Source organism: Sphingomonas sp. ATCC 31555, from assembly GCF_000282895.1.
GTDB lineage: Bacteria > Pseudomonadota > Alphaproteobacteria > Sphingomonadales > Sphingomonadaceae > Sphingomonas.
On record NZ_ALBQ01000021.1, the window covers coordinates 78386 to 101432 of the forward strand.

The 23047-nt window shown below is 66.6% G+C and carries 18 protein-coding genes; 3 read left to right on the forward strand and 15 right to left on the reverse strand.

The genetic code is table 11. The features are described 5' to 3' along the window. Positions 1-338 precede the first annotated feature (338 nt). Entirely contained in the window at positions 339-1136 is a 798-nt protein-coding gene (locus B215_RS0111340) for a hypothetical protein (RefSeq protein ID WP_019369763.1), read from the forward strand. A 9-nt stretch (positions 1137-1145) separates the two neighbouring features. Here the strand turns inward: B215_RS0111340 and B215_RS0111345 are convergent, their stop codons facing one another. From B215_RS0111345 to B215_RS0111400, 12 genes are all read right to left on the reverse strand, one after another. Further along, positions 1146-3173 (reverse strand): TonB-dependent receptor plug domain-containing protein, encoded by a 2028-nt coding sequence (locus tag B215_RS0111345; RefSeq protein WP_019369764.1) that lies wholly within the window; start codon positions 3171-3173, stop codon positions 1146-1148. Positions 3174-3334: 161 nt separating this feature from the next. Next, a complete protein-coding gene (locus tag B215_RS0111350; RefSeq protein WP_019369765.1) occupies positions 3335-4519 on the reverse strand; it encodes an NAD(P)/FAD-dependent oxidoreductase in 1185 nt (394 codons plus the stop codon). Between the two features lie 91 nt (positions 4520-4610). Further along, complete coding sequence (gene lpdA / locus B215_RS0111355; RefSeq protein WP_019369766.1) at positions 4611-6005, reverse strand: dihydrolipoyl dehydrogenase; 1395 nt, start codon at positions 6003-6005, stop codon at positions 4611-4613. A gap of 191 nt (positions 6006-6196) precedes the next feature. After that, the gene (gene odhB / locus B215_RS0111360) at positions 6197-7420 is read right to left on the reverse strand and encodes a 2-oxoglutarate dehydrogenase complex dihydrolipoyllysine-residue succinyltransferase (protein WP_019369767.1); all 1224 of its coding nucleotides are present in this window, start codon (positions 7418-7420) and stop codon (positions 6197-6199) included. 2 nt (positions 7421-7422) lie between these two features. Then, positions 7423-10353 carry a 2-oxoglutarate dehydrogenase E1 component gene (locus B215_RS0111365; RefSeq protein ID WP_026009180.1) on the reverse strand — a complete coding sequence of 977 codons (2931 nt, stop codon included), beginning with the start codon at positions 10351-10353 and terminating at the stop codon, positions 7423-7425. Between the two features lie 65 nt (positions 10354-10418). Beyond that, positions 10419-11303 (reverse strand): succinate--CoA ligase subunit alpha, encoded by an 885-nt coding sequence (gene sucD / locus B215_RS0111370; protein WP_019369769.1) that lies wholly within the window; start codon positions 11301-11303, stop codon positions 10419-10421. Further along, complete coding sequence (locus tag B215_RS0111375) at positions 11304-11897, reverse strand: hypothetical protein (RefSeq protein ID WP_019369770.1); 594 nt, start codon at positions 11895-11897, stop codon at positions 11304-11306. Beyond that, on the reverse strand, positions 11867-12829 hold the full coding sequence (mdh, locus tag B215_RS0111380) for a malate dehydrogenase (protein ID WP_019369771.1): 963 nt from the start codon (positions 12827-12829) through the stop codon (positions 11867-11869). The genes B215_RS0111375 and mdh overlap by 31 nt, the downstream gene beginning before the upstream one ends. A gap of 166 nt (positions 12830-12995) precedes the next feature. Further along, entirely contained in the window at positions 12996-14108 is a 1113-nt protein-coding gene (gene zapE / locus B215_RS0111385) for a cell division protein ZapE (protein WP_019369772.1), read from the reverse strand. 82 nt (positions 14109-14190) lie between these two features. Then, the gene (locus B215_RS0111390) at positions 14191-14973 is read right to left on the reverse strand and encodes a succinate dehydrogenase iron-sulfur subunit (RefSeq protein WP_019369773.1); all 783 of its coding nucleotides are present in this window, start codon (positions 14971-14973) and stop codon (positions 14191-14193) included. A gap of 97 nt (positions 14974-15070) precedes the next feature. After that, on the reverse strand, positions 15071-15646 hold the full coding sequence (locus B215_RS0111395; RefSeq protein ID WP_019369774.1) for an ATP-dependent Clp protease proteolytic subunit: 576 nt from the start codon (positions 15644-15646) through the stop codon (positions 15071-15073). A 36-nt stretch (positions 15647-15682) separates the two neighbouring features. Further along, the gene (locus B215_RS0111400; protein WP_019369775.1) at positions 15683-16654 is read right to left on the reverse strand and encodes a C13 family peptidase; all 972 of its coding nucleotides are present in this window, start codon (positions 16652-16654) and stop codon (positions 15683-15685) included. Positions 16655-16786: 132 nt separating this feature from the next. On the opposite strand from B215_RS0111400, the gene B215_RS0111405 reads away from it, so the two are divergent. After that, positions 16787-18172, forward strand: a complete 1386-nt coding sequence (locus B215_RS0111405; RefSeq protein ID WP_019369776.1) for a PQQ-dependent sugar dehydrogenase — start codon at positions 16787-16789, stop codon at positions 18170-18172. A 44-nt stretch (positions 18173-18216) separates the two neighbouring features. Here B215_RS0111405 and B215_RS0111410 read toward each other — a convergent pair whose 3' ends face one another. The 3 genes from B215_RS0111410 to B215_RS0111420 form a co-directional block, all read right to left on the reverse strand. Next, entirely contained in the window at positions 18217-18522 is a 306-nt protein-coding gene (locus B215_RS0111410; protein ID WP_019369777.1) for a polyhydroxyalkanoic acid system family protein, read from the reverse strand. Beyond that, positions 18519-18935: a VOC family protein gene (locus B215_RS0111415; RefSeq protein ID WP_019369778.1), complete on the reverse strand. Its 417-nt coding sequence runs from the start codon at positions 18933-18935 to the stop codon at positions 18519-18521. Before B215_RS0111415 ends, B215_RS0111410 begins: the two co-directional genes overlap by 4 nt. A 245-nt stretch (positions 18936-19180) precedes the next feature. After that, positions 19181-20041 (reverse strand): aspartyl/asparaginyl beta-hydroxylase domain-containing protein, encoded by an 861-nt coding sequence (locus tag B215_RS0111420; RefSeq protein WP_019369779.1) that lies wholly within the window; start codon positions 20039-20041, stop codon positions 19181-19183. Between the two features lie 126 nt (positions 20042-20167). Here B215_RS0111420 and B215_RS0111425 point away from each other — a divergent pair, with 126 nt between their 5' ends. After that, positions 20168-23035, forward strand: a complete 2868-nt coding sequence (locus B215_RS0111425) for a M16 family metallopeptidase (RefSeq protein ID WP_019369780.1) — start codon at positions 20168-20170, stop codon at positions 23033-23035. The last annotated feature ends 12 nt before the right edge of the window (positions 23036-23047 follow it).

A 23047-nucleotide genomic window follows, 5' to 3' on the forward strand; every position in this document is an offset into this window, starting at 1 on the left:
GGCGCGGGGTCCTTTCCCTAATTAGGTCCGCCGGGCGCTCGGGGGACGCAGCCCATTATAGACCGCGCGGGCGCACCGTCGGGGTGCTGCGAATGCGAAGATTCGCCTGCGGCCTTAGCGCGGGTTTACGGGGAGGGGAAGGGTGCCCGCATAGGGGTAAACCCTGTGATAGCGCTAACTTCAATGGCTGCCTTCCGTGGCAGCGGCTGCGACATTGTGTGCGAATGCCGTCACCGTTTCGCCGCACTCTTGCCGCGGGCGAAACTGTGTATAGGGCGCCATCCAAGCGGTGACGGATTCCCCGACGCCGTTCGCTTTTGAGTGTCCGGCCCGCAGCGATGCTATCGACCACGTCCGCCTCGCCCGCGCGCCGGCTGCGCGTTTCGCTGCGCGGGCGAGGCGCCGCCATTCTGCTGGCGCTGGCGATCGAATTGCTGATCGCGCTGACGCTGCTGTGGATGGCGCCGAAGATCACGCCGAAGGAGAAGTCGAAGACCGTCGTTTTCGGCATCGAGGCGTCTGACGGCAGTGAGGCGCCTGCGCGGCAGGAAGCGGAAAAGGCGGAGCAGACTGCGCGCAAGCCGGCTGGCGCCCGTGCGCAAGCGCAGGAGCAGCAGCCGACCGCGGAGACGCCGCCGCCGCCCGTGCCCCCGCCGGTTTCGAGCGGCCCGCCCAGCTTCATCCAGATGAGCCGCGCCGAATATGCCGCATCCGACGTGTCGCGCGTGCCCGCGGCCAAGGCCGGCGAAGAAGGCGATGCCGAAACCGCGGCGGCGAGCGGCGGCGGCAGCGCCGGCGATACGCCGCGTGCCGGCACCGGCCCGCATGGCGAGACGCTCTACGCCGCGGACTGGTATCGTCGCCCGACTAATGCGCAGCTCTCTCCCTACCTCCCGCAGCGGGCGCTGGGTCGGGAAGGCTGGGGCGAAGTCGCCTGCCGCACCATTTCGCGCTACCAGGTGACGGATTGCCAGGAACTGGGCGAGTTTCCGCGCGGCTCCGGCTATGCTGGCGCAGTGCGTCAGGCGGCATTCCAGTTCCTGGTCAGGCCGCCGCAGCTCAACGGCAGGGCGATGGTGGGCACCTGGGTGCGGATCCGCATCACCTATACGCAGCGCGCCGGCGGTGATGATTGAGGCCGTCCGTCAGAACAGGCGGCGGATCTGGAAATACACATATTGGCCCCGCCGCTGCTCGCGCCGTTCGCGGTACAGCAATGGGGAGGCATTGCGCGGGCCCGCATAGATGTCGCGGTCATAGAAGCGGGCCGCATTGTTGATATTGGCCAGGTCGAGCCGCAGCGTCAGCTTCTTGGTGGGCTTCCACTGGCCGAAAATCTCGAACGAGGGCTCCAGCTCGGTCGTGCGATATTCGGCGATGCGATACAGGTGATAGGGCCGGTTGCCGCAGCTGGCATAAGCGCCATAGGTGAAGCGGCCGCCGAAAATGTCGTGGCTGAAGGTGGCGCTGCAGGTGAATGGAATCTCGTTGGCATAGCGGCGGCGCTCGCCGGTCAGCGGATCGGTGACGCGCGAGCGGACGATCGATCCGTTGGCTCGCAGCCGCGCGTTGCGGATGCCCAGCTTGTCGAACGGCAGCGTCATGCTGCCCGACAGGGTGTTGCGCGTGCCGTTGCCGATATTGCCGGTGGCATCGAAACCGTCGAGCAGCGGGATATAGTCGATCACGTTGCGGGTGGCTTCGTGCTTTGCGCTCAACTCGATCGCGCCATTTCCCCAGAAACGATGCTCGTACACCGCCTCCAGCGTCAGCGTCTGTTCGGGCACGATCCCGCCATTGCCGGCCAGCACCGTGCCCAGATTGTTTTCGGTCGATGCGACGAAATCGCTGAAATCGAGCTGGCTTACGGTGCGCTCGGCGCGGAGCCGCACCTGGTCGCGCTTGCCGGGGCGCCAGGTCAGCTGCACGCGCGGCTTGGGGTAGAAGAAGGAACGGCTGCGGTCTGTGTCTCCGTCGGCGGCGATGCGGGAAACCTCGGCGCGCAGGCCGGCCTCGATCGTCAGCCGCGCCCCGGGCTGCCAGCGGGCAAGGCCGAACAGCTCGCCGCGCACTTCGTTGACGAATACCTTTGCGTCCTGCAGCACAACAAGCACCCCCTGCTCGCTATACTCGGTGCGGTTGTCGAGAAAGTTGTAGGCGATCTCCCCGCCGCCTTCGAACGACAGCGTCTTGTTCAGCTTGTAGCGCAGGATCGGGCGCAGGATCGATTCTCCGTTAAGCGATCGAGAGCCGAAGCGGCTGGCGAAGCTGCCGGACACCACGGACGAATCGTACCGCACGCTCCCCAGCCGCTGGAGCGCGATCAGTTCGGCCTCGCCCTTGTCGCCCAGCGCCCGGCGCCAGTTCGCGCCAAGCTCGCCCTTCCATTGACGCGTGCTGTCTTCCGCTCGCCCGTCATTGCCGGTGCCGGCGAGCAGCGTGACGGTCTGGCTGGTGGGATAATCGAGATAGTCGATCCGGCTGTTGATGGTCAGGACCCCGCCCCCGGCCCGACGCTGCACCAGCCCCCGTGCGATGACGTTGCGGACATGGTCCCACAGATCCAAGTCGTGGCGTTGAAGCAGTGTACCGTCCGCGTTGGTGCGGTCGCGCGTGCCATAGGCGGTGCCCGGCGTGCGATCGCTCACGCCTTCGATCGAGGCTTCCTCTCGCGCATCGCCGTTGCGATGGGTGTACTGCAGCGTCAGGTCGGGGCCGATATAGCCGTCGCGATAGGCATAGCCTTGAAGATCGATCAGCTTTTCGGTCGTGTCGGTGCGCTTCAGGACGATGTTGGCGATTACCGCGCGACCCTGCATGTCGATGCCGGGCGCACCGCCGCGAATCAGTTCGATACGCGCGATGCTGGCGATCGTGATGCGGCGCAGTATCTCTCCCAGCCCATCCGTCTTCGATGCCGGCGGCTTGCCGTCGATCAGCACATTGCCGGTGTTGCCTGCCAAGCCGCGTGCGTCGCCGTTGCCCACATCGAGCGCGAAGCCGGGCAAGCGCTGCACCACCTCCAGCGCGGTCGCCAGTGCCGTCCCGGAAAAGAATTCCGGGCCATACACAAGGACACCCTGCTGCGTTGCGGGCGCGGCTTCGGGCGGCGGGGTGGGCGGCTGTTGCGCCAGTACGGCGCCAGGGCAGATCGCTGCGGCGACCGCAGACACGCAACGAACCCTCATCCGATTCAAAACACCCCCCGGCTCCAGCACGATAGCCAAAAGCCTTCATGAACTTTGAAACAGCGCGGCGGGCGCGCGCAATTGAAAAGCGCAGGTGCGCATTTTCGCGGGTTCCGCGTTGCCGCCGAGCAACAACGCGGATCAAGTCAAAGCGCTTGTGCCGCCGCCCAGCCGCTCGCCCAGGCCCATTGGAAGTTGTAGCCGCCGAGCCAGCCGGTTACGTCCACTGCCTCGCCGATTGCATAGAGGCCGGGGACGCGGCGCGCCTCCATCGTCTGTGAGGAAAGATCGGCGGTGCTGATCCCGCCGACGGTCACTTCGGCCTTGGCGAAGCCTTCGGTGCCGTTCGGCGTGAATCGCCAGCCGGCCAGCTGCGCCTCGGCCCGCTCCAGCAGCGCGTCGCGGCAATTGCCGAGTTCGCTGGGCAGCGCGATGCGTTCGGCCAGGGTGGTGGCGAGCCGCTCGGGCAGCTGGCGATTGAGCAGGCTGCGGAGGCCCAGACGGGGTTCGGTACGCTTGGCCTCGCGCAGCCAGCCCTTTGGCTGCTCCGGGAGGAAGTCGATCGCGATCGACTCGCCATGCTTCCAGTAGGAGGAGACCTGGAGGATTGCCGGGCCGGAAAGCCCGCGATGGGTGAACAGCGCCGCTTCGCGGAAGCTTGCCTTGCCCGCGTTTGCGGCCACGGGCGTGGATACGCCCGAGAGATCGCGGAACAGCGCCTGGTCGGGGCCGAGGGTGAGGGGGACGAGCGCGGGGCGCGGTTCGACAACCTTGAGACCAAAGCGGCGGGCAAGGTCATAGGCGAAGCCGGTCGCGCCGAGCTTGGGGATCGCCGGCCCCCCGGTGGCGATGACCAGGGCAGGGGCCTCGGCCACGCCTTTGCTGGTGGTAACGCGGAAGCGGCCGTCGGCGTGGTCGACGTCGGTGATGCTCGCGCCGAGCTGGATCGTCACGCCGCCCATCGCGCATTCGCCGAGCAGCAGGTCGACGATCTGCCGCGCCGAGCCGTCGCAGAACAGCTGTCCCAGCGTCTTCTCGTGCCAGGCAATACCGTGGCGCTCGACCAGCGCGAGGAAATCCTGCGCGGTGTGGCGGCCCAGCGCCGACTTGGCGAAATGCGGGTTGGCGGAGAGGTAGCGATCGGGCGCGGTGCCGACATTGGTGAAGTTGCACCGCCCGCCGCCCGAGATCAGGATCTTCTTCCCCGGCGCCTCGGCATGGTCGAGCAGTAGCACGCGGCGACCCCGCTGCCCCGCCATGGCGGCGCAGAACATCCCCGCCGCACCCGCGCCGAGAATGATTGCGTCATGGGTGCCGAGGGAGTTGGTCATGTCGGGGTCGTTAGCGCGGTTCTCGGGCCCCGAACAGCAAAACGCCGCCGGGGATGCCGGCGGCGTCTGCTTCGGTTCGGGAGGGCCCGGATCAGATGTGGATCGGCTTGCCGAGCACGCCCATCGCCGCTTCCTTGATCGCTTCGGAATGCGTCGGGTGGGCATGGCAGGTGTACGCAATGTCCTCGGAGGTCGCGCCGAATTCCATCGCCTGGGCGACCTGGGCGATCATCGTGCCGGCCGGCGCGGTGATGATCCAGGCGCCGAGCACGCGATCGGTCTTGGCGTCGGCGATCACCTTCACCCAGCCGGTGGTGTCGTCGATCGCCTTGGCGCGGCTGTTGCCCGCCATCGGGAACTTGCCGACCTTCACCTCGCCCTTTTCGCGCGCCTGCTCCTCGGTGAGGCCGACGCCGGCGATTTCGGGGTGGGTGTAGACCACGCTCGGGATCACCGCATGGTTCACGATGCCGGTGAGGCCCGCGATGTTCTCGGCGACCGCGATGCCTTCGTCCTCGGCCTTGTGCGCGAGCATCGGGCCCGGGATCACGTCGCCGATCGCCCACACGCCGTCGACGGCGGTGCGGAAGCTGTGGTCGGTCTCGATCTGGCCGCGCTGGTTGGTGGCGAGGCCGATCTTGTCGAGGCCCAGGCCCTCGGTGTTCGGACGGCGGCCGATCGCGACGAGCACGACATCGGCTTCGAGCGTCTCGGCGGCACCGCCGGCGGCGGGCTCGACGGTGACGGTGGCCTTGTCGCCATTGACGGCAACGCCGGTCACCTTGGTGGAGAGCTTGATCTCCATGCCCTGCTTCTTGAAGATCTTGGCGGCTTCCTTGCGGACTTCGCCGTCCATGCCGGGGAGCAGCTGGTCGAGATATTCGACCACGGTCACCTTGGCGCCGAGGCGCTGCCAGACCGAGCCGAGCTCGAGCCCGATCACGCCGCCGCCGATGACGACCATGTTGGCCGGTACTTTCTCCAGCGCGATCGCGCCGGTGGAGTCGACCACGACCTTCTGGTCGATCGTCACGCCCGGCAGCGGGGTGACCGACGAACCGGTGGCGATGACGATGTTCTTGGCGGTGACGGTACGCTCGCCGACCTGCACGGTGTGCGCGTCGATGAAGGTGCCGAGGCCCTTCACCCACTCGACCTTGTTCTTCTTGAACAGGAATTCGATGCCGCCGGTCAGGCCCTTCACGGCCTTGTCCTTGTCGGCCATCATCGTCGGCAGGTCGAGTTCGACCGAGCCGAGCTTGACGCCGTGCTTGGCGAGCGCGCCCGAGGCGGCTTCGTAGAACAGCTCGGACGCGTTCAGCAGCGCCTTGGAGGGGATGCAGCCGACGTTGAGGCAGGTGCCGCCCAGCGTCTCACGGGCTTCGACGCAGCCGGTCTTGAGACCCAGCTGCGCCGCGCGGATCGCCGCGACATAGCCGCCGGGGCCGGAACCGATGATCAGGACGTCGAAATCATATTCAGCCATTTTCCGCTCCATGCGTGCGCGTGCGGGCGCTTAAACTATCGGCCGTGTCGCCCGGGGCTCTGGGCCCCTGCTTTCGCAGGGGAGCGGGCGGGTCCAGCCATATCCGTGCTCCTGCGAAGGCAGGAGCCCAGGGCCACAAGCGATGTACTTTCCTACCCTGGGCCCCCGCCTTCGCGGGGGCCCAAGATGTATCAGAGGTCGATCAGCAGACGGGTCGGATCCTCGATCGCGTTCTTGATCGCGACGAGGAAGGTCACCGCCTCGCGGCCGTCGATCAGGCGGTGGTCGTAGCTGAGCGCGAGATACATCATCGGGCGGACGACGACCTGGCCGTTCCGCACCACAGGACGATCCTCGATGCGGTGCAGGCCGAGCACGGCCGACTGCGGCGGGTTGATGATCGGGGTCGACATCAGCGAGCCGAACACGCCGCCGTTGGAAATGGTGAAGGTACCGCCCTTCATCTCGTCCATCTTGAGCGAGCCGTCCTTGGCGCGCTTGCCGAAGTCGCCGATCGTCTTCTCGATGCCGGCGACCGACAGGTCCTGCGCATCGCGGATCACCGGCACGACCAGACCCTGCGGGGCCGAGACCGCGACCGAGATGTCGCAATAATCGTGGTAGACGATCTCGTCGCCCTCGATCGAGCCGTTGACGCCGGGGATGTCCTTCAGCGCCATGCACGCGGCCTTCACGAAGAAGCCCATGAAGCCCAGGCGGACGCCGTGCTTCTTCTCGAACAGGTCCTTGTACTTGGCGCGGGCCTCGATCACCGCGGTCATGTCCACGTCGTTGAACGTGGTGAGCATGGCGGCGGTGTTCTGCGCTTCCTTGAGGCGCTTGGCGACCGTCTGGCGCAGGCGGGTCATCCGCACGCGCTCTTCCTTGCGGCCGCCGGTCGAAGCCGGAGCGGCGGCAGGCGCCGGCGTGGCGGCCGGAGCCGGCGCAGCGGGCTTGCTGCTGGCGGCGGCGATCACGTCGTCCTTGGTCAGGCGGCCGTCCTTGCCGGTGCCCTGCACGGTCGAGGGATCGACGCCGGTCTCGAGCACCGCACGACGCACCGACGGCGACAGCGCGGCGGCATCGGCCGAGGGGGCCGGGGCAGCGGCGGGCGCAGGCGCCGGCGTCGCAGCCGGAGCGGCAGCGGCGGGGGCAGCAGCCGGAGCGGCGGCCGCACCTTCACCCGCGATGATCGCGATCACCGCACCCACTTCGACGGTATCGCCGACCTTGACGATCTGCTCGCCCATCACGCCGGCGACCGGCGAGGGGACTTCGACCGAGACCTTGTCGGTCTCGAGGCTGGCGATCGGCTCGTCGACGCGGACGGGATCGCCCGGATTCTTCAGCCATTCACCGACGGTGGCTTCGGTGATCGATTCGCCCAGTACGGGGACTTTGACTTCGGTGGCCATTCTCAACCTTTCCGGGTGCGGCGGATTTCATCGCGGACATTATGGCCGAGCGCGTCGGCAACGAGCGCGCCCTGCTCTGCGGTGTGGCGCTTCATCAGGCCGGTGGCGGGCGAGGCCGCCGCGGCGCGACCGGCATAGCGCGGACGCTGTACCTTGGTGCCGGCATCGATGAGGCACTGCTCGATCAGCGGCTCGACGAAGAACCAGTAGCCGTTGTTCTTCGGCTCTTCCTGCGCCCACACCACCTCTTCGAGGTTGGTCATGCGCTTCAGCCGCTCGGTCAGCGGCTCGCCCGGGAACGGGTAGAGCTGCTCGATCCGGACGATCGCGGTGTTCTTGTCGCCGGCCGCGTCGCGCGCTTCGATCAGGTCGTAGGCGACCTTGCCGGTGCAGAGCACGAGGCGCTTCACCTCGGTATCCGCCGGCGCGTTCGGGTCCGACAGGATCCGCTTGAAGTGGCTGTCGCCCAGGAACTCCTCGGCGCTGGACACTGCCATCTTGTGGCGGAGCAGCGACTTCGGCGTCATCTGGATGAGCGGCTTGCGGAAGTTGCGGTGCATCTGCCGGCGCAGCAGGTGGAAGTAGTTCGCCGGCGTGGTGATGTTCACCACCTGCATGTTGTCCTGCGCGCAGAGCTGGAGGAAGCGCTCCGGACGCGCCGAGCTGTGCTCGGGCCCCTGGCCTTCATAGCCGTGCGGCAGCAGCATCACCAGGCCGTTGGCGCGTAGCCACTTGGACTCGCCCGACGCGATGAACTGGTCGATCATGATCTGCGCGCCGTTCACGAAGTCGCCGAACTGCGCTTCCCACAGCACCAGCGCCTTCGGATCGGCCAGCGCATAGCCATATTCGAAACCGAGCACGCCATATTCGCTGAGCGGCGAATCGAGCACCTCGAAGCTGCCGTGCGGCACGGTGGTTAGCGGCACGTACTTGGCCTCGGTCTTCTGGTCGACCCAGACGGCGTGGCGCTGCGAGAAGGTGCCGCGGCCCGAATCCTGGCCGGACAGACGCACCGCATAGCCTTCCGAGAGCAGCGCACCGAAGGCGAGCGCCTCGCCGGTCGCCCAATCGAAATTGGTGCCCGACTTGAACATCTCGCGCTTGGCATCGAGCACGCGGCCGAGGGTCTTGTGGATCTCGAGACCCTCGGGAACGGTGGTCAGCGTGCGGCCGAGACTGTCGAACAGCTTCTTCTCGATGCCCGTCTCGACATTGCGACGCGCAGATTCGCCGTCCGAAGGCGCGCCCAGGCCGGACCAGCGGCCCGCGAACCAATCCGCCTTGTTCGGCAGATAGCTCTTGCCCGCCTCGAACTCGCCTTCGAGCAAGGTCGTGAACTGATTGGTTTTCTCGTCGATGAAGCCCTGGTCCACCACGCCTTCGCCGATCAGCTTCTGGCCATAGATGCTGCTCACCGGCGGATGCTGGCGGATCTTCTGGTACATCAGCGGCTGGGTGAAGCCGGGCTCGTCGCCCTCGTTATGGCCGAAGCGGCGATAGCACCACATGTCGATCACGATGTCGCGATGGAACTTCTGGCGGAATTCGATCGCCACTTTGCACGCGAAGGTAACCGCTTCGGGATCGTCGCCGTTGACGTGCAGGATCGGGGCCTGGACGCCCTTGGCGACGTCCGACGGATAGGGCGAGGAGCGCGCGAACTGCGGGCTCGTCGTGAAGCCGACCTGATTGTTGATGACGAAGTGGATGCAGCCGCCGGTGTTATAGCCGCGGATGCCGGAAAAGCCGAGGCATTCCCACACGATGCCCTGGCCCGCAAAGGCCGCGTCGCCATGGATCAGCACCGGCAGCACCTGCTCGTGCTCGCCCAGGGCGCCGCGAATCGTCTGCAGCGCGCGGGCCTTGCCGAGCACGACCGGGTTCACTGCTTCGAGGTGCGAAGGATTCGCCACCAGCGACATATGCACGTTGATGTCATCGAAGCGACGGTCGGTGGAAGTGCCGAGGTGGTACTTCACGTCCCCCGAACCGGCGACATCGTCAGGATTGGCCGATCCGCCGCCGAATTCGTGGAAGATCACCCGGAACGGCTTCTCCATGACGTTGGCAAGCATGTTCAGGCGGCCGCGATGGGCCATGCCGTACACGATCTCGCGGACGCCCATCTGGCCGCCATACTTGATGATCGCTTCCATCGCCGGGATCATCGATTCGCCGCCGTCGAGGCCGAACCGCTTGGTGCCGACATATTTCTTGCCGAGGAATTTTTCCCACTGCTCGGCTTCGATCACCTTGGAAAGGATCGCCTTCTTGCCATCGGCAGTGAAGTTGATCTCCTTGTCCTTGCCCTCCATCCGGTCCTGGAGGAAGCGGCGCTCCTCCACATCCGCGATGTGCATGTATTCGAGGCCGACATTGCCGCAATAATTGGCCTGAAGGATCGCGACGATCTCGCGAACGGTGGCCTGCTGCAGCCCAAGCGTGCCGCCTAGAAAGATCGGGCGATCAAGGTCGGCGCCGGAGAAGCCGTGATACTCCGGCGTCAGATCGGCCGGCAGATCCTGGCGGGAGAGGCCCAGCGGGTCGAGATTGGCCGCGAGATGGCCGCGCACCCGATAGGTGCGGATAAGCATCATCGCGCGGATCGAATCCTCCGCGGCCTTGGTCACATCCGCGGTCGACGCGGCGGGGGCGGCCGGCTTGGCGGGCGCGCCGCCCTTGGCGGGCTTCGGCGCGGGCTCCATCTGGGTGGGGTCGAGCCCGGCCGTCAGCGCGTCGGTTTCAGTCAGCGGCCAGTTGGCGCGCTGCCAGCTGGGGCCAGAGGCCGTGGATTCGAGACCCTCGAACCAGGCACGCCAGCTCGGTTCGACAGATGCCGGATCGCTCTTGTAGCGCCGGTACAGGGTCTCGACGAAGCCGGGGCTAACGCCGCCGGCGATGTCGTCGAAGTCGAGGCCTTCATAGCCCATGATCATGCTTCCGTTCGTGTTAGCGCTCCCATTCCCACCTATATAGGAGCGCTACCGTTGCAAATTCAGCCCTTGAGCACTTCCATCAGCGTTTCGCCGAGCAGCGAGGGGCTGGGGGAAACGCGGATGCCGGCGGCTTCCATCGCCGCGATCTTGTCTTCGGCGCCGCCCTGGCCGCCCGAAACGATCGCGCCTGCATGGCCCATGCGACGACCCGGAGGGGCCGTGCGGCCCGCGATGAAGCCGGCCATCGGCTTCTTGCGGCCGCGCTTGGCCTCGTCGATCAGGAACTGCGCGGCCTCTTCCTCGGCCGAGCCGCCGATCTCGCCGATCATGATGATCGACTGGGTGGCTTCGTCGGCCAGGAACAGCTCGAGCACGTCGATGAAGTTGGTGCCGTTGACCGGGTCGCCGCCGATGCCCACCGCGGTGGTCTGGCCAAGGCCGGCATTGGTGGTCTGGAACACCGCCTCATAGGTGAGGGTGCCCGAGCGCGACACGACGCCCACCGAGCCCTTGGAGAAGATCGAGCCCGGCATGATGCCGATCTTGCACTCACCCGGCGTCAGCACGCCTGGGCAGTTCGGGCCGATCAGGCGCGACTTGGAGCCGGAAAGCGCGCGCTTCACCTTGACCATGTCGAGCACCGGAATGCCTTCGGTGATCGCGACGATCAGCGGGATCTCGGCGTCGATTGCTTCGAGGATCGAGTCCGCCGCGAAGGGCGGCGGCACATAGATCACGCTGGCGTCGGCGCCGGTCTTGTCCTTGGCGTCGGCTACCGTGTCGAACACGGGCAGGCCGATATGCGTGCTACCGCCCTTGCCGGGGGTGACGCCGCCGACCATCTGCGTGCCATAGGCAAGCGCCTGCTCGGTGTGGAACGTGCCGGTGGCACCGGTCATCCCCTGGACGATGACCTTGGTGTTCTTGTCGACGAGGATGCTCATTCAGTTCGCCTTTTCCGGGTCGCTGGGAGGGGTGTAGGAGCGCAGCGCAATCCAGCCGCCGAACGTGGCGAGCGTATATTGCGTCGTGCCGAACGAAGCGGCGACGAAAGTCGCGCCGTCGGGCTTTGAAGCGGGGCGTGCATACAGCGGCACCTTTGCTTCGCCCGGCAGCACGATCTTGCGTGCCGAAAGATAGTCTTCGCCGCTGCTCAGCCACAGGACCAGGCAGGAATCGGCGATCATGCCGGCATTGGTGCCGGCCTTGGGTACGAACAGATAGGTGTTGCCGCCGGCGATCCGATAGATCGTGTTGGGCACGCGTGCGGCCGCCGGGACAGTCGCCTTCAACGCCGCGGCCGCGTCTGCTTCCGCCGATTCGCCCAGCGCGCGCTGCGCCGGGAGCGGCAGGGTGGCATAGCTTGCCGGTTCGGCCATGCCACGAGTCAGCCGGGCGGCGCCGCCCATGCACACGGCACGGAACAGCTCCACCGGCTCCGTCGGTGCCGTGGCGATCGCTTCCTGCGCGGAAGCGGCGCCCGGCACCGTCAGAAGCGCGGAAAGGATCAGCCGAGCGAAGGTTCGATCGACTTGCATGCGGCGACCAGTTCCTTGACCGCGTCCACCGAGACATCGAAGTTCTGCTTGGCGGCGGCGTTCAGTTCGATCTCGACGATACGCTCGACGCCATCCTTGCCGATAACGATCGGCACGCCGACATACAGGTCGTCGACGCCGTACTGGCCGGTCAGGTGCGCGGCGCACGGCAGCAGGCGCTTCTTGTCCTTCAGATAGCTCTCGGCCATCGCAATCGCGCTGGTGGCGGGCGCATAATAGGCCGAACCGGTCTTGAGCAGCGCGACGATCTCGCCACCGCCCGAACGGGTGCGCGCGACGATGGCGTCGATGCGCTCCTGGGTGGACCAGCCCATCTTGATCAGGTCGGGCACCGGGATGCCGGCGACGGTCGAATATTCGATCACCGGGACCATGGTGTCGCCGTGGCCGCCGAGCACGAAGGCGGTGACGTCCTCGACCGAGACGTTGAATTCTTCGGCGAGGAAGTGGCGGAAGCGCGCCGAGTCGAGCACGCCGGCCATGCCGACGACCTTCTGGTGCGGCAGGCCCGAGAATTCGCGGAGCGCCCACACCATCGCGTCGAGCGGGTTGGTGATGCAGATCACGAACGCATCCGGCGCATACTGGGCGATGCCTTCGCCCACGGCCTTCATCACGCCCAGGTTGGTCTTGAGAAGATCATCGCGGCTCATGCCCGGCTTGCGCGGGATACCGGCGGTGACGATGCAGACATCGGCGCCCGCAATGTCCTCATAGCTGTTCGCGCCCTTGAGGTTGGCGTCAAAGCCTTCGACCGGACCGGACTGGGCGAGGTCGAGCGCCTTGCCCTGCGGGGTGCCCTCGGCAATGTCGAACAGGACGATGTCGCCCAGTTCCTTGATGGCGGCGAGGTGCGCGAGCGTACCGCCAATCATGCCGGAGCCGATCAGCGCGATCTTCTTGCGAGCCATGGAATCTCCTTGGTTGGATCCAAGCAAAGCGGTCGCGCAACGGCACGCCGCGGAAGCGGAGGCGGGATAGGCCTATAATAGCGTGGCTGCAACCCGGGATTCAGCTTCTGGTCGGGATTATTTTTGCAACTAATTCGCAGAAGCAATAATACGCATTTGCGCGGGTTCAGCTGGCGCCATGCCCCTTGGCCAGATAGGCATCCGATTGCATCTCAAGCAGGCGGCTGACCGTCCGGTCGAACTCGAAGCGCCCGTCCCCCGCCTCATAAAGCTGCTCCGGAGGCGCATCGGCGGCGGCGAGCAGCTTCACCTTGTTCTCGTACAAGGCGTCGATCAACGTTACGAAACGCGCCGCTTCGTTGCGATTCTCGGGCCCGAGCTTGGGAATGCCAACCAATATGACCGTGTGGAAACGGCGAGCGATGGCCAGATAGTCGGGGGCACCTCGCGCCTCGCCGCACAGCCGCTTGAACGAGAATACCGCCACGCCCTTAACGCATTTCGGCACTTGGATCTCGCGTCCCCCCGGGATCGGCACCGCACAGGCGGGCACGCGCGCGCGGTCCTCGACGGGATAGTCGGTCAGGCGGAAAAAGGCGGCGGACAGCGAGGCGGTCGCCTCCGCCCCGTTCGGCACCAACCAGGTCTCTACGCTGCCCAGCCGATCGCGCCGGTAATCGACGGGCCCGTTGAGCGTGAGCACGTCCATTTTCTCTTCAATCAACTGAATGAACGGCAGGAACAGCTCGCGGTTGAGCCCGTCCTTGTAGAGATCGCTGGGCGGGCGGTTGGACGTCGCGATCACCGTCAGCCCATGCGCCATCATCGCCGTGAACAGCCGCGACAGGATCATCGCGTCCGGCGGGTTGTTCACCACCAGCTCGTCGAACGCGAGCAGACGGATGTCGCCGGCCAGGGCGTCGGCGACGGCGGTCACCGGATCGGGGGTGTCCTTCTGCCGTTCGGCATTCAGCCGCTCGTGCACCTCGATCATGAATTCGTGAAAGTGGACGCGGCGTTTGCGACGGATGTCGAGGCTGTCGAAAAACAGGTCCATCAGCATCGATTTGCCGCGGCCGACCCCGCCCCAGAGGTACAGTCCGCGCGGCACCGCCGGCTTGCGGCCGGTGATCCGCCACAGCACGCTCCCCTTGCGGGGCGCCGCCTGCAGTTCCTCTGCCAGCGCATCCAGCCGTGCGGCGGCGGCTTCCTGTTCGCGATCGGGCTGAAGCTCGCCTGCGGAGACGAGGGCGTGGTACCGATCGAGAAGGCGGGTCATGGAGGAGGCTTCACCAAAAAAATGAGCTGCCGGGCGGTGTGCCCGGCAGCTCGGCATTATCGTATCGACGGAACGGCTGCGCTCAAAGCACGCGCTCGGCCGCCATCTTCTTCACTTCGGCGATTGCCTTGGCCGGGTTCAGGCCCTTCGGGCAGGCGTTCGCGCAATTCATGATCGTGTGGCAGCGATACAGGCGGAAGGGATCCTCCAGCTGGTCGAGCCGCTCGCCGGTCATCTCGTCACGCGAGTCGGCGAGCCAGCGATAGGCCTGGAGCAGGATCGCCGGGCCGAGGAACTTGTCGCTGTTCCACCAATAGCTCGGGCACGAGGTCGAGCAGCAGGCGCACAGGATGCACTCGTACAGGCCGTCGAGCTTCTCGCGATCCTGCGGGGTCTGCAGCCGCTCCTTGCCCGAAGGCGTGGTGGTGACGGTCTGCAGCCACGGCTTGATCGAGGCGTACTGTGCGTAGAAGTGCGTGAAGTCGGGCACCAGGTCCTTGATCACGTCCATATGCGGCAGCGGGGTGATCTGCACCTCGCCCTTCACATCCTCGATCGCGGTGGTGCAGGCCAGGCCGTTCTTGCCGCCGATGTTCATCGAGCACGATCCGCAAATGCCTTCGCGGCACGAGCGGCGGAAGGTCAGCGACGAATCCTGCTCGCCCTTGATCTTGATCAGCGCGTCGAGGACCATCGGACCGCAATCGTCGAGATCGACCTCGAACGTGTCGTAGCGAGGGTTCTCACCCGAGTCCGGATCGTAGCGGTAGATCTTGAACTTCTTGACCCGCTTGGCATCGGGGCTCGCCTTGTGCTCCTGGCCCTTGGTGATGCGGCTGTTCTTGGGCAGGCGGAATTCGGCCATTCCTGAAACTTCCTCTTTCGCTTCGGCGCGACGCCTCTTTGAGGGGCGAGCTATGCCTTTCGCATCCGCAGCGCAAGTGTCCTTTGGATCGCCGCACTTAGATCACGTCGAGCACCAGCCCCAGATCGCGCGCCTCCTGCGCCTCGATATACCAGTTATAGGGCGCGCGGCGGCGCAGCTCCTCGAAATCGATGCGCGAACCCGCGACCAGGGCCCGGAACCCTTCTTCCTCGATACGGATCGAATGCTCGATCTCGTTCAGCTTGGCTTTCAGGATCGCCGGCAGCATCTGCAGCGGACCGGATAGCTCCAGCGACGAGTGCATCTGCCGCTCGTGCAGCATCAGCCGGGTACCGCGCGTGAGGAACCTTTTGTCGACGGGGAAAGCGGACATGAACGTCGCTCCGGCCGAATACACGGCCACCTTGCCCAGAAATAGCAGTTCGCGGCCGCTCTGGTCGTGCAGCAGGCGGAGTTCGTCCGCCATCAGCCTGGCGACTTCCGGATCGCCCCCCAGCGTGGAGAGCGCCACCACCAACGGCCCGTCGCCGTCCGCGCCCAGCAGCTGCTCGCGAAAGCGCTGGTACATCGCATCGTCGACGGTGCCTTGCAGTCGCACATGCGGCGTGGCGAGCAGCGGATAGCGCTGCAGCGGGCTCTGGGTCTCGGTCATCTGCCGCCAACCGGCGAGCGGGGGCAGGGTTCCGCGTCAGGGTTCCAGCGCATCGGTCGCCGGTGCGCCGACGGGCGTAGTGGCGGCCTTGGGCATCCGCGCCTCCAATGGGCCGAGCCAGCTTGCAACGCCATCGCCGATCGTTACCTGCGGATGCGAAGGATCGAGCCGGCCGGCGCGTTCCCAGCCGATGATCGTCTGGCGCGCTTCCGCTGCAGCATCGGCAAGCGGCTGCGGCTTACGCAGCGCATGGTTGATCAGTGCGTCGCCAAAAAAGGTCCAGTCATTCTCGGCCCGGCACCCGAAGGACGTGCGCGCGGCGGAGGCGGCCGTCAGAATTGCACTGGTATCGCTCAGCAGCCGAGGCACGAACGCGCCCGAATAGCAGGCAGAAAGCAGCAACAGCCGATTGCGGATGCCAAGCCCGTCGAGCATCGCCGCCAGCCGTGCCGGCGAAAGGATGCCAAAGCCTTCGTCGCCGTCGTGATAGGCGATGCCAGCATCGGGCGCGCCATGCGCGGTGACGAAGAGGACCAGCGCATCCTGTTTCCGGTCCATCACTTCCGCGACTCGGGCCAGCGCCAGGCTCAGCGCAGTGATGCTGCCGGCAGGCATCGGCGGTGCGCCGCGGCCGTCGGCGCCGGCAAGCACCAGCGATCGCCCCTCCGCGTCATAGCGGCGCGAGAGCACCCGGGCGCTCTCGCGCGCCTCCCGTGCGAACACGGGATCGCTGTCCAGCGCAACGCTCACGACATAGGCGTCCACCACCCCCTTGCGCTCCGGCTGGAGCCCGGCCAGCGCCGCCGTGAGCCGGCGCTGCTCGGCGAGCATGGCCTGGGGGCTGCGCCCTCGCTGGAGTTCCGGTCCGCTTTCCAGCCCATCGATTCCGGAGTCGCCCGAGACAAGGCCGGGCCATTCGGTGCGGTGCTCGGGCGGTTGTTGCTGGGCGACAGCGGGCAGGGCGCCCAACGAAGCGAGCAACAGGGCAGGCACACGCCAGAACCGCATTTGGCACAACCGCATTCGGGCAATTTCCCCCGGAACAGGTGAACCGCCATCCTTGCCTGCGCGGATGCGAAGTCAAGCGCCGGCCGCAGAAACGGATTGGCTTCGCCGGCGCCGCACCGTATCGCTGGCGCCATGCTCAAGCGCCTTCTGATTGTCTTCGCCCTGCTCGCCGTTGCTGGCGCTGCCACCTGGTATTGGCTCGGCCGCCCGGACATCGCAACGCTGAGCGAGACCGCCGTCACCGGCCGCGTGCCGCAGATCACCGATCCGCGCTATCAGAATGTGCCCACCGTCGGCGTCGCCAAGGCGGTCGGCTGGCCAGCGGGTGCGATGCCGAAGGCGGCGGCAGGCCTGAAGGTGCAGGCATTCGCTGACAAGCTCGATCATCCGCGCTGGATGTACCAACTGCCCAATGGCGACATCCTGGTGGCGGAGAGCAACTCGCCGCCGCGCGATGGCGGCGGGATCACCGGCTGGGTCATGGGCCTGCTGATGAACAAGGCGGGCGCCGGCGTGCCCTCCGCCAATCGCATCACCCTGTTGCGCGACAGCAATGGTGACGGCGTGGCGGATATGCGCACTGCGTTCCTCACCGGCCTCAACTCGCCCTACGGCATGGTGCTGGCGAACGGCTGGCTCTATGTCGCCAACACCGATGCGCTGGTCCGCTATCCCTATCGCGACGGCCAGACGAAGATCGCCGCCAATCCGCAGAAGATCCTGGCGCTGCCCGGCGGCGGCAACCATTGGGCGCGCAACGTGGTCGCGTCGCTGGATGGCAAGAGCCTCTATGTCAGCGTCGGATCGGCATCGAACATCGCCGAAGGCGGGCTGGAAGAGGAAGGGCCGATCTACACCGCCGAAAGCCCCGGCCAGATGGCGACGGCGGCAACCCAGCCGACCAACCGCGCCGTGATCCTGGAAGTCGATCCCGAGCGCAAGACCAGCCGTATCTTCGCCTGGGGCATTCGCAACGCCAACGGCATGGCCTTCGAACCCAAGACCCAGGCGCTGTGGGCAGTGGTGAACGAACGCGACATGCTCGGTTCGGATATGCCGCCCGATTATCTGAGCCGCGTCGATCTGGGCGCCTTCTTCGGCTGGCCCTGGCAATATTGGGGCGGCTATGTCGACAAGCGCGTCGAGCCCGGCCGCCCGGACCTTCGCGAATATGTCCGCCGCCCGGATTTCGCGCTGGGCGCACACACCGCGCCGCTCGGCCTGACGTTCGCCGACGGTGCGCGCCTGGGCGACGCCTATGCCAACGGCGCGTTCGTCGGGCTGCACGGCTCGTGGAACCGCAAGCCGCCCTCGGGCTATAAGGTTGTGTTCGTGCCTTTTGCGGAGAACGGTTTCCCGAACCGCGATGCCAAGCCGCAGGACGTGCTCACCGGCTTTCTTAATGCCAAGGGCGAGGCGCAGGGCCGTCCGGTCGGCGTAATTGTCGGCACCGGCGGCGCGTTGCTGGTGGCGGACGATGTCGGCAACAGGATCTGGCGGGTGAGCGCGGCGCGCTGACCGTCGCCCGTTCGCCTCTCCCCTCAGGGAAGAGGCGGGCGCATTCAGGCGAGCAGCCGGGGGCCTTGCGTCACCAGCAAGTCGCGCACCTTGCCCGCGAACAGGGCGAGCATGCCAGGCAGCGCGACTTCGACATGGACATGCGAGTCGGCCACGTCGAGCCGACAGGCCACCGTCTGGCCCATTGCCCCGACGGTGAAGAACATGCTGTCGCCCTCCCAGCGATGCTCCACGGTGGCCCCGCCAGGGATCTTGTCCGCTAGCCGCCCGATCTTCGAATCGATGCGGGTGCGCGCGTCGGCGCGGGTCAGCTGGTGCGGGATATCGGCTTGGGTGGGCTGTGGAGTCATTTGGCGAACACCATGGCGTCATCGGCAAACGCCTTGAATTCCAGCGCGTTCCCGCTGGGGTCGCGAAAGAACATCGTCGCCTGCTCGCCCACCTGACCCTGGAAGCGGATGTGCGGGGCAATGCCGAACGCCACCCCGGCCGCTTCCAGCTTCGCGGCAAGCGCGTGCCAGTCGTCCATCGTCAGCACCACGCCGAAATGCGGCACGGGCACGTCGTGGCCGTCGACCGGGTTGGTCGCCGCGACCGGCTTCGCGGTCGGATCGAGATGGGCGACGATCTGATGGCCGAACAGATCGAAGTCGATCCACTGTGCGGAGGAGCGCCCCTCCGGGCAGCCGAGCAGCCCGCCGTAGAAGGCGCGCGCGGCGGCGAGGTCGTGGACCGGGAAGGCGAGATGGAAGGGGCGTGGCATGGGGTCCGGCTTAGCGCCGTGCTGGTTTGCGGACAATGTTCGGCCGTTTTCGATTTCACGCAAAGGCGCGAAGGCCCGAAGAAGGAGGTTCGCGCGGAGCCGCAGAGGGGGTGCACCCGCCGCGACAGCGACCGGAACTTCAAACGCGGCATAAGGATGCCGGGCCAGCAGCGGTGCGATCGCTCTCTGCGCCTCAGGAAGAATTCACGCCTTCGCGTCTTCGCGTACAATCAACAAGCCGAAGCTTACCCTTCGGCGAGTTGCTCCCCCCGGTGCCAGCGGCACAGATTGGCGCGCGCCTCCTGCACGAATGCCGAACGGCGCAGCACACCCAGCAGTGTATCGGCGACCCAGCGGCCGGGATTGCGCAGGGGCCGCCGGAACTGGATCAGCAGCACGATGCGAGTATGGGCGCTGTCGTTCCACACCTCGTGATCATAGGTGTCGTCGAACACCAAGGTCTCGCCCTCCGCCCAGCGTACCGTGCGGCGGCCGATCCGCATCCGCACATCGCCATCGCGCGGCACCACCAGCCCCAGATGACAGGTGATCAGCCCCTTCGTGACGCCGCGATGCGCCGGGATGTGAGTGCCGGGCGCGAGGATCGAGAACATCGCGCTGTTGAGGCCGGGTACCTGTTCCATCAATCGGGAGGTATGGGGGCAGCGGGCAAGATTTTCGTCAACGCGGTAGCCATAGCCCCACAGGAACAGGCTTCGCCATTTGCCGATCGGTGCGATCGCGCGGTGATCGGGCGAAATTGCGGCGAGCGAAGGTGCCCCGGGTTGCGCCGTGATCGCCGCCAGTGCCTCGTCGCGAATCGCTTCCCAATCGGCGCGCAGTGCAGCGGTCCAGGGAAAGGCGCGCATGTCGAGCACCGGCGCGTTGGGGACCAGTGAGGATGCCGCGATCAGCCGATCGAAGGTGCCGCGCAAATGCTTGCCCCAGCGCAGCAGCAGCGGCCGGGGGCGCCGCGCGCGCCCCGAATCGGAAAGGACGGCCCTGTCGGCCGGCGGCCCGATCGGCGCCTCGCTGGTGGCAAATTCCACGCGCTTCTTCCCCGCAACTCTGGCGCCGTGCCCGTTTTCGGTGCTGCGGCGCAACAATTTCGCCTTCGGGTCTAGGCCGTCACTTGGGTCTAAAACATGGCGGGTCCATGGATTCTTGTGGCGTACATCCGGCAGAAAGGTTGCCGGTGGCATGGCGCGCCACTCGCCTCTAGAAAGGGCTTCATGCTGTCTTTCCTGCGCACGCCGCGCTTCGCCCTGCTTCTCCTCGCGCTTGCTGCGCCCACATTGCCTGCTCCGGTGCTGGCGCAGGGCCGCCCCGAAGGCGTTCAGACCGCCGACGATCCGTGGCTCTACAAGGGCAGCGACCTCGTCCATGACGATAAGTGGAAGTTCGGACGGCTCTCCAACGGCGTGCGCTATGCGGTACGCAAGAACGGCGTGCCGCCGGGGCAGATCTCGATTCGGGTGCACATCAATGCGGGATCGCTGATGGAGCGCGATTCGGAACGCGGCTTCGCCCATCTGCTCGAACATCTCAGCTTCCGCGGCTCGGCCTATGTGTCCGATGGCGATTCGAAGCGCATCTGGCAGCGGCTGGGCGTCACCTTCGGGTCGGACAGCAATGCCTCGACCACGTTCATCAGCACCACCTACAAGCTCGATCTGCCCAATGCGACGCCGCAAGGGCTGGACGAAAGCTTCAAGATTCTTTCCGGCATGATGGCCGCACCGGCGATCACCCAGACTTCGCTCGATGCCGAGCGTCCGGTGGTGCTGGCCGAGGGGCGCGAGCAGCCGGCACCGCAAAAGCGCATGCAGGATGCGCTCTATCAGCTGATCTTCGCGGGCCAGCCCATCGAGAATCGCGAGCCGATCGGCACGGTGGAGGCGCTGAACGCCGCGACGCCCGCCAGCGTGCAGGAATTCCACGATCGCTGGTACCGCCCGGAACGCGCCACGGTGATTGCGATCGGCGATGTCGATCCGGCGGTGCTGGAAGCGATGATCGCCAAGCATTTCTCCAGCTGGCAGGGCAAGGGCGAAGCGCCCAAGACGCCCGATTTCGGCAAGCCCGAGGCCGATCACCCGATCGCTGCCAGCATCGTCGAACCGGCGCTGCAGCCGATTGCGCTGATGGCGATCGTGCGGCCCTGGACGGTGCTCGCCGATACGGTGATCTTCAACCAGAAGCGCATGATCGACATGGTGGCGATCCGCATCCTCAACCGGCGCCTCGAATCGCGCGCGCGTTCGGGCGCGTCGTTCATCGCTGCGGGTGCCGATCTCGACGATATCGCGCGGTCGGCCAACGTCACCACGCTCACCGTGCTGCCCAATGGCGACGACTGGCAGAGCGCGCTGCGCGATGTGCGCGCCACCGCCGCCGAACTGATGGCGGCGCCGCCCACCCAGGCCGAAATCGATCGCGAGCTCGGCGAAATCGATGCCTCGATGCGCAATCGCATCTCCACCGCGCCGGTCGAATCGGGCGTATCGATCGCGGACGATCTCGTCCAGGCGGTGGACATCAACGAAACCGTGACCACGCCCGAGGGATCGTACGCGATCTTCAAGGGCGCGATCGCCAAGCGCATGTTCACGCCCGCCACGGTGCAGGCCTCGGCCCGCAAGGTGTTCGAAGGCACCGCGACGCGCGCGCTGGTCAACACCCATGCGCCCGATCCGGATGTGATCGGCAAGGTCACATCGGCGCTGCAGGCGGATGTCAAGGCTGCGGCGATGAAGCGCCGGGCGCTCAACGTACGCTTCGATCAGCTGCCCCGCATCGGCGCGCCCGGCAAGGTCGTGCAGCGCGAGCGGCTCGATCCCGATCTGGCGATCGACCAGGTCACCTATGCCAATGGCGTCAAGCTGCTGATGCGCGAGGACACGTCGGAAACCGGCAAGGTCTGGGTCAATATCCGCTTCGGGCGCGGCCTGCGGGCGCTGCCGGGCGATCGTCGTGTCCCGGGCTGGGCCGGCACCACGGCGCTGATGGCCAGCGGCATCGGCAAGTTCGGCCAGGAGGAGCTCGACGCGTTGACGGGCAACCGCCAGATCGGCCTGGGCTTCGATATCGAGGAAGACGCCTTCGTCTTCCAGGCGCAGACCAACAAGCAGGACCTGGCCGATCAGCTTCGCCTGTTCGCCACCAAGCTGGCCGCCCCGGGCTGGGATCCCAACCCGATCACCCGCGCCAAGGCGGCGACGCTCGCATCCTATGCCGGCCTGTCCGCCTCGCCGGATGCGGTGCTCAGCCGCGATCTCGACTCGCTGCTGCACGACGGCGATCCGCGCTGGGGCGTGCCCAGCCGCGAGGAAGTGGCCGCGCTTACGCCCGAAGCGTTCCGCAAGCTGTGGGAGCCGCTGCTGCAGACCGGCCCGATCGAAGTGTCGATCTTCGGCGACATGAGCGCCGAGGAGACGGTGAAGGCAGTGGCGCAGAGCTTCGGCGCGCTCAAGCCGCGCGCGGCGGGGGCGGACAGCGGCGCAGCGGTGCGGTTCCCCGCGCATGTCGCCACGCCGGTGGTGCGCACGCACACCGGCGCCGTCGATCAGGCGGCGGCGGTGATCGCCTGGCCCACCGGCGGCGGCAGCGAGAAGATCGCCGAAAGCCGCAAGCTGGAAGTGCTCGCCGCGGTCTTCCGCGATCGCCTGATCGATCAGCTCCGCAGCCAGGCCGGCGTCAGCTATTCCCCCAATGTGATGAACGACTGGCCGGTAGGCCTGCCGGGCGGCGGCAAGATCGCCGCGCTGGGCATGGTGCCGCCGGACAAGACCGCCTTCTTCTTCAAGCTCGCTCGCGACATCGCGGCGGACCTGGTGGCCAAGCCGGTCGAGGCGGACGAACTGAACCGCGCGCTCACCCCGCTCAAGCAGCAGCTGCTGCGCATGTCGAGCGGCAACATGTTCTGGATGAACCTGGTCGAAGGCGGCACCCAGGATCCGGCGCGGATCGCCGGCATGCGCACCCTTGCGCGCGATTATGCGCTCACCACGCCCGGCGAGCTGCAGGCACTGGCGGCCGCCTATCTGCGCCCCGACAAGGATTGGACGATGGTGGTGCTGCCGGAGAAGGCGGCGAAGTAATCGGATCCTCCC